The 13,472-nt window shown below is 48.6% G+C and carries 11 protein-coding genes; 6 read left to right on the forward strand and 5 right to left on the reverse strand.

Going from position 1 to position 13,472, the window contains the following annotated elements; translation table 11 throughout:
- Positions 1-126: 126 nt before the first annotated feature.
- Positions 127-2,379, reverse strand: a complete 2,253-nt coding sequence (locus tag D3P09_RS11270) for a hypothetical protein (protein WP_120109824.1) — start codon at positions 2,377-2,379, stop codon at positions 127-129.
- Between the two features lie 254 nt (positions 2,380-2,633).
- Complete coding sequence (locus D3P09_RS11275) at positions 2,634-3,974, reverse strand: aminotransferase-like domain-containing protein (RefSeq protein WP_120109826.1); 1,341 nt, start codon at positions 3,972-3,974, stop codon at positions 2,634-2,636.
- Between the two features lie 147 nt (positions 3,975-4,121).
- On the opposite strand from D3P09_RS11275, the gene D3P09_RS11280 reads away from it, so the two are divergent.
- Entirely contained in the window at positions 4,122-5,078 is a 957-nt protein-coding gene (locus tag D3P09_RS11280) for a DMT family transporter (RefSeq protein WP_120109828.1), read from the forward strand.
- 167 nt (positions 5,079-5,245) lie between these two features.
- On the opposite strand, the gene D3P09_RS11285 is transcribed toward D3P09_RS11280, so the two are convergent.
- Positions 5,246-6,214 carry a helix-turn-helix transcriptional regulator gene (locus D3P09_RS11285; RefSeq protein WP_120109829.1) on the reverse strand — a complete coding sequence of 323 codons (969 nt, stop codon included), beginning with the start codon at positions 6,212-6,214 and terminating at the stop codon, positions 5,246-5,248.
- A 119-nt stretch (positions 6,215-6,333) separates the two neighbouring features.
- On the opposite strand from D3P09_RS11285, the gene D3P09_RS11290 reads away from it, so the two are divergent.
- On the forward strand, positions 6,334-6,759 hold the full coding sequence (locus D3P09_RS11290) for a VOC family protein (RefSeq protein WP_120109831.1): 426 nt from the start codon (positions 6,334-6,336) through the stop codon (positions 6,757-6,759).
- Between the two features lie 95 nt (positions 6,760-6,854).
- On the opposite strand, the gene D3P09_RS11295 is transcribed toward D3P09_RS11290, so the two are convergent.
- Together D3P09_RS11295 and D3P09_RS11300 are read right to left on the reverse strand one after the other, a co-directional pair.
- On the reverse strand, positions 6,855-7,277 hold the full coding sequence (locus D3P09_RS11295; RefSeq protein WP_120109833.1) for a VOC family protein: 423 nt from the start codon (positions 7,275-7,277) through the stop codon (positions 6,855-6,857).
- Between the two features lie 75 nt (positions 7,278-7,352).
- Positions 7,353-8,333 carry a sigma-70 family RNA polymerase sigma factor gene (locus D3P09_RS11300; protein WP_120109835.1) on the reverse strand — a complete coding sequence of 327 codons (981 nt, stop codon included), beginning with the start codon at positions 8,331-8,333 and terminating at the stop codon, positions 7,353-7,355.
- A 171-nt stretch (positions 8,334-8,504) separates the two neighbouring features.
- Here D3P09_RS11300 and D3P09_RS11305 point away from each other — a divergent pair, with 171 nt between their 5' ends.
- The 4 genes from D3P09_RS11305 to secA2 all read left to right on the forward strand — a co-directional run bounded on the left by D3P09_RS11305 (position 8,505) and on the right by secA2 (position 13,430).
- The gene (locus D3P09_RS11305; protein WP_120109837.1) at positions 8,505-9,440 is read left to right on the forward strand and encodes a LytTR family transcriptional regulator DNA-binding domain-containing protein; all 936 of its coding nucleotides are present in this window, start codon (positions 8,505-8,507) and stop codon (positions 9,438-9,440) included.
- Positions 9,441-9,578: 138 nt separating this feature from the next.
- On the forward strand, positions 9,579-10,424 hold the full coding sequence (locus D3P09_RS11310) for an ABC transporter ATP-binding protein (RefSeq protein ID WP_120109838.1): 846 nt from the start codon (positions 9,579-9,581) through the stop codon (positions 10,422-10,424).
- Positions 10,421-11,128 carry an ABC transporter permease subunit gene (locus D3P09_RS11315; protein ID WP_120109840.1) on the forward strand — a complete coding sequence of 236 codons (708 nt, stop codon included), beginning with the start codon at positions 10,421-10,423 and terminating at the stop codon, positions 11,126-11,128. Before D3P09_RS11310 ends, D3P09_RS11315 begins: the two co-directional genes overlap by 4 nt.
- Before the next feature lie 25 nt (positions 11,129-11,153).
- Positions 11,154-13,430 (forward strand): accessory Sec system translocase SecA2, encoded by a 2,277-nt coding sequence (gene secA2 / locus D3P09_RS11320; protein ID WP_120109842.1) that lies wholly within the window; start codon positions 11,154-11,156, stop codon positions 13,428-13,430.
- Positions 13,431-13,472 lie beyond the last annotated feature (42 nt).

A 13,472-nucleotide genomic window follows, 5' to 3' on the forward strand; every position in this document is an offset into this window, starting at 1 on the left:
ATGTAACAACTCCGAGAGCCAGCAAATCATCCCAACGCCAAAGAGATTGCAACAGGTCACTTGCCCATGATCTGTCACAACCCTTAAACTCGCTTCAGAAGCGCATGTGAGCCAAACCCTCAGTTGTTAGTTCGAATAGCTCTTCAATATAAAGGCCGGTTTCCCATCCGCTCCGTTGCGTACTTCCATGTCTTCATAAAAGCCGTCAACGACAAACCTGTCATAGCCTGAATCCACCATACTTAGTTTTATGATTTCTGTATAAAAAGGACCGTACGCCGCAGATTCCCCGTTCTGTTGTTGATAACGGTCATTCTCATCACTGTGCAGCAAGACATACAAATGATCCTTGTAACGGATCAGCTTGCCGATGTCCGAAAAGTTTTGCCGAAATACTTCGAGCACGTCATTGCGCTGCAAATCGATCGCGATAATACGATAGCCTTGAACCAGATAAAGAACGCCGCGTGCTTCATCTAATTGACTAGAGTTCTCTCCATGCGGCGTTCGATCATAGATGCCATCCGGTTGGGAGCGCGGAAATTCGATTCGGCCCAACCCATTGCCTTGACGATCAAATCTCTCCAATCGGTGGTCAAGCATGACGAGTATCTCATCACGGTAAGGGATGATCTGCACATTGCCGGCATAGTTTTCGTTATAGCCTACAAAGAAGGAACGCAGCTCTTTCTCCCGCTCGCGGTATTGGTACAATACACCTTCGAAATAATACCACGTGAGCCGGCTCTCTTTATCCTCTAGATATTGCTGAGTACTGAAGTGCTTATCTGTTTCATATGCCATCTTCGCCGTAGATTTGAAAGCTAAGGGCTTCTTCCCCTTTAACGCGAAGCTTGAGTCGATGGTAATGAGACTGTCCTCGGAAGATACCGTCAATTGATTCACCTCAAGTGACAGCCGATACGGTGCAGGAACCGAAACCTCAGCTTTGATCTGCAGTTGTTCATCCAGCTTAAGCACACGCGAACCCTCGGTATCCGCTACGATCCAGCTTTCGCCGACTCGCACGAAATCTCTCGCTGTATGGCCGCCTGCCGCTTCACCTATCGATACGGAAAGCGTGACCGGCATATTGCCAATTTTCTGTAATTCACCGTCTTTGTATACGAAGAAGTGATTGTCGTACAGCACGTACCATCTTCCATCGATAAGACGGAACGTTTTCCCGTAACCATAATCACTGTCCATTAGCACATTATCCATCGCCCTCATGAGATCCTCGGGAATTTCGGCGTTCGTGTTATATTCCTCATATTCTATGGCGGGCACTCTCGGCTTCGTCCAATCTGAATCATAATTGGGACGCAGCTCCATGCTCGATTTATAATTTTCCAATGGGGTTAGCCATATCGGATTCCCCCCTGGCGATCCGGCATGTATGAGATCGAACCAGGAGATTTGCTTCTTTTCATTCCCCGCTTGGTAGGTCAATAAGAGGCCTTGATTCGAGATCAACCGTGAGCCGGCTGTAGAGAATGACATCCATTTCGGTTCCCCGACTTGCTTTCGCCCATCCTCCAGATAAGTCTCTGCGTACTGCATAGTTTCCAGCTTATCGGGCAGGATCTGCGTAAATATTAAGGAATAAGGCGTAAGCATCTGCCAATCCTCATCCCATAACCTGGGTTCAACGGCAATTGGCGTGTCCTCATAATTTCCATTCAAAAACATCATAACCTCTTCATTCCCTGAAGAGCGGAAACGCCCCAGCAACTGATGAGAAGCGTCTAGGCTGTCTATCTCCTTTATATCCAATAACTCTAAGTCCAAGTATCGTCTTGCAAGCAGCAAAGGAGCTTCAGAATAGAGTATCGTGTCGCCTTTATCCCTATACATATGAAGGGTCGAGCCATCCGCTAGATTGAACTTGCTCCCCTCTGTTACATAACGCATTTCTTGCTGCTTATGATCACGATCCGGCAATGTTTCAAGACTTCCCCTATTCATAGTGACCCAATTGTCGAGTGCAGGATCAAGGAGATGATCGGAGTAGGCTTCACCATTGACTACTGTCGCAATGAATAGCCGAGGATGCTCTGCCGCCAGCATTTGCAATACTTCCTGCGGTCCGAAAAAAGTCGTATCCTCATAATCCACAACCGTTCTTGCTCCGATCTGAATACCTAGCCATTGCCCCTGCAACCCTGATTCGCTATTCTGCTCGTTAATCTGCACGCCGAGAAGCAAGCGATCGCCATTCATCCACGCCTTGGCATAATAAGGCTCCTTCCATTCGTATAGGCTTACAGCCTTTGAACCGTCATTCAAGCTATATAGCTTGCGATTCTGAACGTACAAGGAAGATTGGTTATTCTTCCATAAAATATACGGCTCTTGGACATCCAATCGGAATTCCATTGGCGAATCGATATGATTTCCTGCGGGGCTTTCTCTTAAGAAAAGGGCTAAACCAATCAACATTATTGTGCAGATACATGCGATGTATACAACCTTTTTCTTTATCGACATATGCCCACAGGCCCCTCTCCATTTTCCCTAAACTCTTCATAAATGTGTAAACGTATTTTAATTGGAAAATGTTTCTTGCAAAAAAAGCCCCCATAGTCTGTACGCTTGAAAAAGCGTTTAGTCTATGGGGGGAAGCTTATCCTTTACCGGTCACCCTTGCGCACTTCCTCTACAATTGCCTTGACCCCTTCATCGATCCCCTCGGGCTTTGTCTGGGAAATGCTGATCCGCAGGAACTTCTCCCGCTCCAAATAATTGGATAAATAGAACCCTTTACTGGATAAGACACTAATATTTCTCGCTGCAAGCCGCTTTAAGAGACGCTCCACATTAACCGTCGGCTTCAGCTTAAAGTGCGTATAGATGCCTGACGGGATATAGGGCACTTCCATAATCCCCGGTTCATTATACCGCTCTACCGATTCATTCAAGGCCAGCATTCGTGATGCGTACAAGCTGCCTATCTTGCGCTTATGCCGCTCGTACATGCCATTTTTAATGTACACTTCAAGGGCCGCCTGGGATAGCAGTGAAGTATCAGGATATATTTTGTAAGCATGAAAAGTCTTCAACAGCCGCTCGGGCAATACGACCGCGCCTACTCTCAAGCCTGGAAAGATGATCTTGGAGAAGCTTTTTACGTAAATGACATGCGATCCCCCATCGTAAGCATAGATCGGATCGGATTGACGGTCTGCGCCCAAGTCAGCCATATAATCGTCTTCCACGATAAACACGTCGTATTTTCGGGCCAGCTTGGCGATAATCCTTTTCTCTTCCGCACTATAGGAAGTGCCAAGCGGATTATGATACCTGGACATCGTATAGAAAAATTTGATATTGCCGCTCTTGAACCACCCCTCCAATTCCTGAAGATCTATGCCTGCTGCCGTACGAGCGATGCCATAGACAGGTACGCCTTCCCTCTCAAGAAATTGCAAATAACGATCGTAGCTCGGTTGTTCGACCAACACCGTTTCTTTACCGTTCGGAAATGGCATCTTCGCTAAAACTTCCAGTGCCTGCTGCGCTCCAGAGGTGACAAAAATTCTCTCGATTTTCGTGAATACCTGATCATTGGCCAAGTGAGAAACAAGCGTATGGCGAAATGACTCTAGTCCCAGCGGATCGCCGTAAGTAAACAAGTCGTACTTGTAAATATCGATGGCTTTGTTCAGACAATGCTGAAAATCCAAATAAGGGAATGCCTCCACATCCGGCAGTACGGTAGCGAAATAGATCATGTTGCTGTCTCGGCTGTCTCGCCAATCTCCCGGCTTTACGACCACATAAAAGCCGCTTTGCGGAACCGAATAAATGATATGGCGCTTCTCCAGCTCCGCATAAGCTCTTGTGATCGTGCTGATGCTGCACCCATAAGCCTCCGCGGCGCTTCGGACAGAAGGCAGCTTTTGACCAGGTGGGTACATCCCCTGCCGAATCTTATTCTCCATATCGGTTATGATTGCAAAATATTTTTTCATGCTGCACTCCCATTCACGCCAGACCAACTGTATCGATACAGTTGGAGCAATATAATGTTGTTCCAATTATCAATTTATCATATCTTCAACTTAACGGTTTCAGACGTTCGCGAACACGCCGCCGTTAGTTAGAGAGGATGATGCAACATGAGTCAAAAGGAAGCAAGACTTCCCTATTTCATTGCCGTGCTTAATGCGGTCATTATCGGATTGTCATTTCTGTTTGCTAAGCTCGTACTCGATTATGCCAGTCCGCTCGACACGCTGGCCTTTCGCTTTGCCATATCGTTTCTGGTCATATCCGTCCCGGTAGCTTTCGGCTGGGTTAAGCTTTCTTACCGCGGCAAGCCCATCTTCAAAGTGCTGCTTCTGGCAACCATGTACCCGCTTGCGTTCTTCCTGCTTCAAGCGTTTGGGCTGCAGCATGCCAGCTCGGCAGAAGGAGGCATTCTGTACGCGTTCACCCCGGTCGTTACCATGATTTTCGCCTCCCTATTTTTGAAAGAGGCCATAACCGTCTTGCAGAAGCTGTCGATATTCCTGTCGGTGTTCGGCGTCGTATTTATCTTCATCATGAAAGGCAGCCGCATCGATCTATGGAACCTGACAGGGATCTCATTGCTATTACTGACCTGTGTCGCTTTTGCCGGATATACCGTTCTAGCCCGCTCATTATCCAAGCACTTCAAACCAGCGGAAATTACTTATTTGATGATGGGCATCGGGTTCGTCTTTTTTATGGTCACTTCGGTTACCAGCCATGCGTCCAAAGGAACACTGCATCACTTATTCGCTCCTTTTGCCAGCGGCGTTTTTATCGTATCCATCCTCTTCTTGGCCATTATATCCTCATTGTTTACTGCATTAATGGCCAATTATATCCTGGCCAGAATGGAAGCGTCGAAAATGAGCGTATTCGCCAACCTCTCTACCATCGTCTCCATGACAGCCGGAGCGGTATTTCTGGGGGAAGAAGTGACCATCTATCACCTGATCGGCTCCGTTATGATTATAGCTGGGGTTATCGGCACGAATAGACTAGGCCGGAACAAAACATTGGAGAGGCCCAATAAACAAACAGAATTAAATAGTTCAAGGAGTTGAATGTACTGGAACGGCTTCTAACGTGCCGATCATCAGCTTTACGCCGCCAGCATAATCCCTTTAATGGATTATGCTTCCCCTTTGGGGCTGTGACAGGCTAGGAGTATGTGACCTGTTCGGTCCTTTTGGGAGGAATTCATATCTGGTATCGATCAACACATATTTGGTTAAGTCCCTGCGTCCTCTTCGTCTTCGTCTCCGTAGTGAACCATCATTTCAGACAGCAGCTGCCTAATCGCTGTCCGCAACTCCTTCGGTTCCCGCACCGTACCTTTCTTGCCGAGCCCGATAAAATATGAAGCAAAAAACGGAATATCTTTGCTCGCCACATATCCTTCTAGCCGCCCCGTGCTGTCGTTGCGGACATGGAGCAGGGAAACCGACCATGGTTCTGCCTCGCATGCTTCCACACCTTCACGGGACAGCTCCGCATACAGGTATACGCTATCGCCTTCAGGGCGGAATAGCTCCTCCTTGCTTCCCAGATGAATATGCTGCAAATCTTGCGGCGGGGTTTCTGAGGGAAGGGCAGAATCAATCCGATCGCATCGAAACACGCGAAAAGATTGGCTAAGAAAGCAATATGCCAAGCAATACCACAATCCCTCTTGAGTGAAAATGCCAATCGGCTGAATTTCCCGCTTTCCCCGTTTATGTTTTGATGCATAATCCACAAGCAAGACAACTTGCCGGATAGCAGCATCCAGCAGGATGGACAAATGCGGTGACTGCGCCTGTCGAGCTGGCGTAATAAAGTCAACCCTGTCTCGCATCTGATCGATCCGGTCACGCACATCTTCCGGCATATAGTTATAGAACTTGTTAAGCGCAGCTGATGTCTCTGTCTCGAACGGCAGTGACGAATAATGGCGCAGCGCCTGGACAGCAAAAAATACGGCAGCTGCCTCTCGCTCCGTAAAGGCGATTGGGGGCAAAAGCCGTTCTTGCAAAAGCCGGTAGCCGCCATGAGGGCCTACTTCCGAATACAGGGGGACGCCCAGCTCGCTCAGCTCCTGTAAATCCCGAAGAATCGTCCTCGTAGAAACATTGAACTCATTGGCAAGCTCCTTAACCGTAAAACGGCGCTTGCGATTGACCGCGACAATCAATTCCATCAACCGTTTGCCCTTAGACACTTGCTAATCCACCTCGCTTGTAAGAAAGCCAAATAACTATGACGTAATTTGTCACCATTATCCGATACAATCGAAGATGAGTCCAGAACAAAATCAAAACGTTAAGGAGTTGAAGCGAGATGAAGGTAAAGTTCACCCCTTTTATCATGCTCGATGGCCAAGCTAATGAAGCAATCCGATATTACGAGCAGGCTCTCGGCGCGCAAATCGTGTTCAAACAAACATTCGGAGAAATTCCGGACGAAGGCGGCACCTCGCCAATGACCGAAGAAATGAAGGCAAGAATAGCCCATTCCGTCATGGTTGCCGGTGAATCTGAACTGTTCGTCAGCGATTCAGAACCCAGCCAGCCGCTCGAGCGTGGAGATCAGGTCAACATCTGCCTCACTGTCAAGGAAGTATCCGAAGCGGAGCGCATATACGATACGCTTCGTACTGAAGGAAAGGTGCTCTTGCCCTTGCAGCCACTCTATTTCAGTCCCGCCTATGGCATGGTAACGGACCGGTTTGGCGTTACCTTTCAGATTTTCACAGAAAGAAGCTAAGCAGCATTACGACTATTCGCACGGACTGTAACAGCAAAAATATTAGGGCCATCCCTTTACGGAATGGCCCTTTCCTTTTCCACGCTTTTGTTGATTTAGCTTTGAATTTCCGTATAAATTTGAAAGGTCACGCCGAACTTGTCCGTTACATCGGCAAATCCGGGACTGAACGATTCTTCAGAGAACGGCATATTGACTTGTCCGCCTTGCCGTACGGCTTCATATATGCGTTTGGATTGCTCCACATCGTTCGTCGTGATGCAGATCGTAACCCGTTTGCCCGCTTCGATCGCCGAACCGCCGGGAGCATCCGAAAACATAAGCTCGGACTCGCCAACTCGCAGCTTGGCATGAGCCACTAAGTCCTTGAGGTCGTCAGTAAACGTATCCGGCATTTCTGGCATATCTCCATAGGTCATGAGTGATAGAACTTCTGCCCCGACTGCTTGTTCATAGAAGCGAATGGCTTCCTTGGCGTTTCCATTCAAAGTAATGTAAGGCGTAAGCTTAACGGCCATCGATTGTTCCTCCTTGGGTTTGAATAATCATCTATATTCACTTTCATCTATATAGACGATTCAGCCTCAGAAAAATCATCGGTGGGTTAAGAAATCCCTATTGGCGTCCAAACAGTCCGGCATACCGAACCGGCCAAATAAATCGGAATCTATGAAATGATGGAGATGCGCGATCCTTCCGTTTTGTATCTCAAGAACATGAATAGACCACGGAACCAATAATCCGTCACGTCCGCTTGGCATATACTGCGCATAAGCAGGACAATTGCCATTCGCGCGGACCGGCAGCAGCCGGGAGCCTGAACAATGGCTGCTCGTGATGCGATAGAACGACGACATATTCGGTCTGCCGCTAACCCACATGGCAAAAGGCGGCATCGACAAGCTGCTGTTCTCGTGGAATAGCGACAATAATGCATCGATATCGTACTGCTCGAAAGCTTCAACATAGCGCGCAAGAAGAGCCTGATCAGCTTCGCCGTCCAGCTCTTGCAGAGCATCAGACCGGAGATTCGCATGAGCTAGCGTCGCCCGTGCCCGTTGCAAAGCGCTGTTAACGGCTGCCGTGGTCATCCCCATGGCAGCTGCGGTCTGATTGGCCGGCCAACGGAAGACATCGTGCAGGATCAATACGGCGCGTTGACGTGGCGGCAGTTTTTGCAAGACAGCAATAAACGATAATCGAATGGTCTCCTTGCTAACCGCGATATCAGCCGGATTGCCGGCGGAGTCGGGAGCCGGCCATATCCAAGAAGCCTTGGACAAGTTATCCTTGGGCTCCGCTATAATCGCGGCAGGCTCCGAGAGATCCATCGGTAGCGCACGGCGCTTCGCGCTCCTTAGCCGATCTAAGCAAACGTTGGTGACAATCCGATAGATCCACGCTTTGCGCGATGCATCCTGCCGAATCTGGTCCCAGCTCTGCCATATGCGGATTGTGGCATCCTGCACCGCATCCTCCGCCTCGAAGATAGACCCCATCATTCGATAGCAATAGCCGATAAGTTCGGGACGCAGCTCTTCGATCAAGTCTGTCTCTCCATGCGTCCAGCTCATATTCACGTTCCTCCTTTGGCGCTTCACATCTCCCATATTATAGCACATCCCCTATCAGCTTCCCGTTTAACCAAACTCCAATGATAGGCAACAATAGAAACTGACAAGAAATTATCCCAATATTATAATGGTTTCTATATATCCTATAGCGGCGCTTATCAGGAGGACGACATGCAATTTCAACCAATATATGAGAATGGGGAATTATTTCTGCCGAAGTTCGAATTACATATGTCATTCAACCAATCGATTGGTATGATTACAGACTTGAGGCGCAAGCAGCTGCTATTGAACCAATTAGCGGATCATAACCAATATTATGTATTACGGGCGGGGCAAAACGAATACATGCGTTTAACAGTGGAAGAGCTCATCGCTTTTCTAATCCGAGTAACGGAGAGAAATGAGCGTGTCGCTTCGTTAATGGATTATTTTGATTTGAGAGAAGTTCGGAAGAACAAAATCAAGGATCTCACCTCCTCAAAAAGAATGTATGTGACCTTGCTGCGAGTCTTCTTTGCTCATCAGCCTGCTCTTGTACTGGAGGAACCTTATTTTTACTTGGAGGAGCAAGACCGCCGTCAATTCAAACGGATTCTAGACGACCTATCGAAAGAAAAGCAGATTTTAATCCTAACTTCGAATTTAGAGGATGCTATGATTTCCTGTGATGCCATTTATCGCTTGAATGAGCTTGGGCTTCATCCATTGGACATTCGGGACTCCGATGAGGATAAGCAGGAGGTACAGAAACAAGATGAGGCCAATATCACCTTGAAGAAGATATCTACCAAAAGAAAAGACAAAATCATTTTATTTAGTCCTCCTGAAATCGATTTTATCGAAAGCCTCAATGGCTCTATCCTTGTTCATGTCGGTGGAGAAAATTATGATTGCGCCTTGACGTTAACCGAGCTCGAGCAAAGATTATTGAATTCCGGTTTTTTCAGGTGTCACCGATCTTACATCGTGAATCTGCAAAAAGTTAGAGAGATTATAACATGGACAAAAAATAGCTACAGCTTGCGATTAAACACTGGCAAAGAGATCGTGGTTCCGTTATCCCGCTCAAAATTGCAGGAATTAAAGGCGCTCCTTCACATTTAATTTCCGGGGAAATTGTCGAACCAATTAAGCACCAGGTGGTACAATTCAGGCGAAAACAGCTACATTTCGGCGGGTTTTGATGGCTGGAGACATGCAATCTCTATATACTTAAGCGATCAACTTAAGGATGTGGTGTTAATGGCTGTTATCCAGGTCGAACATGTTCGCAAAAGATTTGGTAATAAGGACGCATTGGAAGATGTGTCTTTTTCAATTCCGAAAGGCGAAATTTTTGGTTTTCTAGGTCCCAGCGGTTCTGGGAAAACGACATTAATCAAAATTTTAACTGCGCAATTAAATCCGACAGATGGGCAGGCAAGTGTATTGGGCCAGCCGGCGACTACGATGCAGCAGTCTGCTCAGAAGATGCGTTTTGGCATTTTGACGGATAACAGCGGTCTATATGAGAGATTAACGATAGAGGAAAATCTGGAGCTGTTTCGCCAACTATATAGCCTTCCTAAATCCTCGATCGACAAGGTGCTGCAGTTTGTTAACTTAAGCGGAGAGCGCAAAAAGAAAGTCAATCGCCTATCGAAAGGGATGCGTCAGCGAGTCATGCTGGCATGCGCGATTATCCATGAGCCGGAATTGTTATTTTTAGACGAGCCTACTTCCGCTTTAGACCCAGTAAACTCAGCCCATATTTATAAAGGCTTACGCTACTTGAATGAGAAAGGGACAACGATTTTTTTAACTACGCATGATATGGCAGAGGCAGAATCGCTATGTGACCGTGTAGCGATTTTGTATCAGGGACAAATTCAAGCCATCGGCTCGCCGAAGGAGCTAAAAAAACAGCACCGGGAAAATGTCGTTCGTGTTGACCTAACCAATGGAGAAGCATACGAGCTTCCGGTCACTGAGGGAACGGCTGATCAAATCGCCGATTGGATGAAGCGAGGGTTAATTGACCGATTGGCAACGAAAGAGCCAAGTCTAGGCGATATCTTTATTCAAATGACAGGAAGTGAGCTGCTATGAGTATCTCATTGAGGCGTGCCAGGGCGATATTTGTAAAGGATTATAAAGAATTTTCGCGCAATTATGCGATATCTATTAGTTTGATTGTTCCTATTCTCTTCGCGTTTCTTTTTCGCAGTGCCGGCCCCTCTTTGCCTGGAGCTATCGGTTTTCTTTTTAATATTTCGCTTGTGCTGCTGACGTGCTTAGTACAGGCATGCTTGATTGCGGAGGAAAAGGAGCGCAACACGCTACGAACCTTAATGATGACTCCGGCCACGACCTTGGATGTTTTAATCGGGAAAAGCGCTCTAGTCTTTGTGTTATCTGCCCTTGCTCTGGCTATTGCATCGTATGTAATGGGCTATGAGCCAGCTAGTCTATGGGCGGTTGTGGCGGCAGTCGTTCTTTCGATCATTCTATACATTGCAGTCGGGACGATATGCGGCTTATTCTCCAAAACATTGCTTGAAGCATCCTTATCGGTCATTCCCGCGGCGATGGTATTTACTGCGCCTCCCGTTGCCCCGTTGCTATTCGGGGATTATCCGATTCTCAAAGTGCTGGATTATACGCCAAGCATTCAGCTTGTGCAGTTGCTGGAGCTGCCCCCAGGCTTTATGACGGGAGACATATTAAAGCCCCTCCTCATTATTTCGGCATGGACGGTTGTATTCTCGATTATATCTGTTGTCTTGTATCAACGACGGTTAAAGGACGAGTAGGAAGCCTGGGAGGGATCACATTCTGATGAATATAGCCATCAAGCTGATGCAGCAATTCAAAGACCGCGATAACCAGAATAAGCTGAAAGTCTATCAGGACAAAACGGAGCTCATCCGAAAACGGAATTTGGAGATCTGGGACGATGGCCAGCTTCAAGCGGAATCTCTCCGGCTGCAACGGGAAGCTCAATCAGGTACGCCATTGGACGAGCTGCTTGTCGATGCCTATGCGCTAGTCTGCGAGGCGGCGAAGAGAACGCTCGGATTACAGCCCTATGATGTCCAGATCATGGCTGCCGTCGCTCTGCACGAGAGATTCTTGATCGAGCAGCATACCGGAGAAGGGAAAACGCTGTCTGCGGTTATGCCCGCTTATCTGAATGCGTTAACCGGCGAAGGCGTTCATGTGCTGACCTTCAACGATTATTTGGCCAATCGGGATGCGGAGTGGATGGGGCCCATCTACCGATTCCTCGGGTTAACGGTAAGCTCGGTTCAAGCGGGCATGAGCCCCTCCGAGAAACGGAAAGCATACGCCGCGGATATCACCTATGTAACGGCCAAAGAGGCGGGATTCGATTATTTGCGCGACACGATTGCATTAGACGAAGCCGATACCGTGCACCGCCCTTTCCACTACGTCATCGTCGATGAAGCGGACTCCCTGCTTCTCGATGAAGCCCGGGTCCCTCTTGTCATCGCCAGCGAATCGGACTCTTCCAGCCACGACGGCATTCATCTCGCAGAAGTGGCTCGGCAGCTGGAGCCGATTGCACATTACGACTTCGACGAGTCCAAACGGAACGTATACATGAATGAGGCGGGCTCCGCAAAAGCGGAATCGCTGCTTGGATGCGGCAATTTGTACGAAAATCATAATAGCCAATTGTTATCGTCATTAAATTGTGCGCTGCATGTAGAAGTGTTATTGAAAAGAGACGTCGATTATATCGTCCGGGAGGGGCAGATTGAGCTGATCGACGAATATACCGGACGCGTGGCGGAGAACAGGCATTTGCCGGACGGGCTGCAAGCCGCGCTTACGGCCAAAGAAGGGCTGCAGTCGACCTCCGGCGGGAAAATCCTTGGGACGATCACCCTTCAACACTTCCTTAGCCTCTATCCGAAGGCTTGCGGCATGACGGCTACCGCGCACGCTTCCGCAATGGAATTTGAAGCCATTTATGGCCTGCAGGTCGTGCAAATTCCGCCTTACCGGCCAAACATACGAATCGACCATCCGCGTAGGGTTTATACCCATAAAGAGGCCAAGCTCAAGGCGCTTGTGCAGGAAATCTCGTCCGTCCATGCGACGGGACGACCGATTCTCATTGGTACATCAAGCGTCGAGGAGTCTGACAGGCTGGCAGAGGCGCTGGCGGCAGCCGACGTGCCCTGCCATGTTCTGAATGCCAAAAACGACGCAAAAGAAGCCGAGATCATCGCTAAGGCGGGAGAAATCGGCGCCGTGATGGTATCCACGAATATGGCCGGACGCGGCGTCGATATTCGGCTCGGCGGCGGCAACCCCGCGCAAGCAGAAGCTGTCGCCAAGCTGGGCGGGCTGTACGTGATTGGCACGCATGTGAACGAAAGCGTGCGGATCGACAATCAACTGCGCGGGCGCTCCGGCCGTCAAGGCGACCCGGGAGCTTCCGTATTTTTCGTAAGCTTGGAGGACGAGTTGCTGCTTCAGTTCGGCATCGATAAATGGTTTCGCGGCCTTAGGCAAGATGGGCCGCTCCAAGAACCAGCGCTTCACAGCAAAATCTCGCATATTCAGCGCGTAGCTATGGCCCAAAACTTCCATATCCGCCAGGAGCTGAACGGTTATTCGGATATGGTGGAGGATCAAAGGCGAATTCTGTACGAGGAGCGGCTCAGAATTTTGAAGGGCGAGAAGCCGATGAGCCCTTCGGAGCAGCGGGTACGGCTCTTTTATATCGATGAATTCTGGGCCGACCATCTGGCATACGCTTCTTACCTTCGCGAAGGCATCCACTTGGAGAGCCTGGCCAGCCGCAATCCGATTGACGAATTTCATATGCAAATCACCCAAGCATACGAGCAAATTCGGGTTAACATCGACAGTCAATCGGCGAATATGCTAGCAAAGCTCGAAGGCTCGAATGACCCGGCGGAGTGGGAAAAGCTCGGCCTGAAGAGCCCTTCTTCCACTCGGACTTATATCATCAACGACCAATATCTCCAAAACAAACGCAGCTCATGGACCCCGGCGACGATAATGGCTTATTATCTTCGCAAGCTCTTGAGGCCGGTATTCGGGTGGGCAAAATATTAAATGAACAGCAACACGCGAAAGCTATAAAGGGCTGTGACAATT

This window comes from Paenibacillus pinisoli, from assembly GCF_003605435.1.
Classification (GTDB): Bacteria; Bacillota; Bacilli; order Paenibacillales; family Paenibacillaceae; genus Pristimantibacillus; species Pristimantibacillus pinisoli.

Coding starts and splice junctions, on each gene's coding strand:
- D3P09_RS11270 (WP_120109824.1), bottom strand. CDS start 2,379: ATGGAATTCCGATTGGATGTCCAAGAGCCGTATATTTTATGGAAGAAT.
- D3P09_RS11275 (WP_120109826.1), bottom strand. CDS start 3,974: ATGAAAAAATATTTTGCAATCATAACCGATATGGAGAATAAGATTCGG.
- D3P09_RS11280 (WP_120109828.1), top strand. CDS start 4,122: ATGAGTCAAAAGGAAGCAAGACTTCCCTATTTCATTGCCGTGCTTAAT.
- D3P09_RS11290 (WP_120109831.1), top strand. CDS start 6,334: ATGAAGGTAAAGTTCACCCCTTTTATCATGCTCGATGGCCAAGCTAAT.
- D3P09_RS11295 (WP_120109833.1), bottom strand. CDS start 7,277: ATGGCCGTTAAGCTTACGCCTTACATTACTTTGAATGGAAACGCCAAG.
- D3P09_RS11300 (WP_120109835.1), bottom strand. CDS start 8,333: ATGAGCTGGACGCATGGAGAGACAGACTTGATCGAAGAGCTGCGTCCC.
- D3P09_RS11305 (WP_120109837.1), top strand. CDS start 8,505: ATGCAATTTCAACCAATATATGAGAATGGGGAATTATTTCTGCCGAAG.
- D3P09_RS11310 (WP_120109838.1), top strand. CDS start 9,579: ATGGCTGTTATCCAGGTCGAACATGTTCGCAAAAGATTTGGTAATAAG.
- D3P09_RS11315 (WP_120109840.1), top strand. CDS start 10,421: ATGAGTATCTCATTGAGGCGTGCCAGGGCGATATTTGTAAAGGATTAT.
- secA2 (WP_120109842.1), top strand. CDS start 11,154: ATGAATATAGCCATCAAGCTGATGCAGCAATTCAAAGACCGCGATAAC.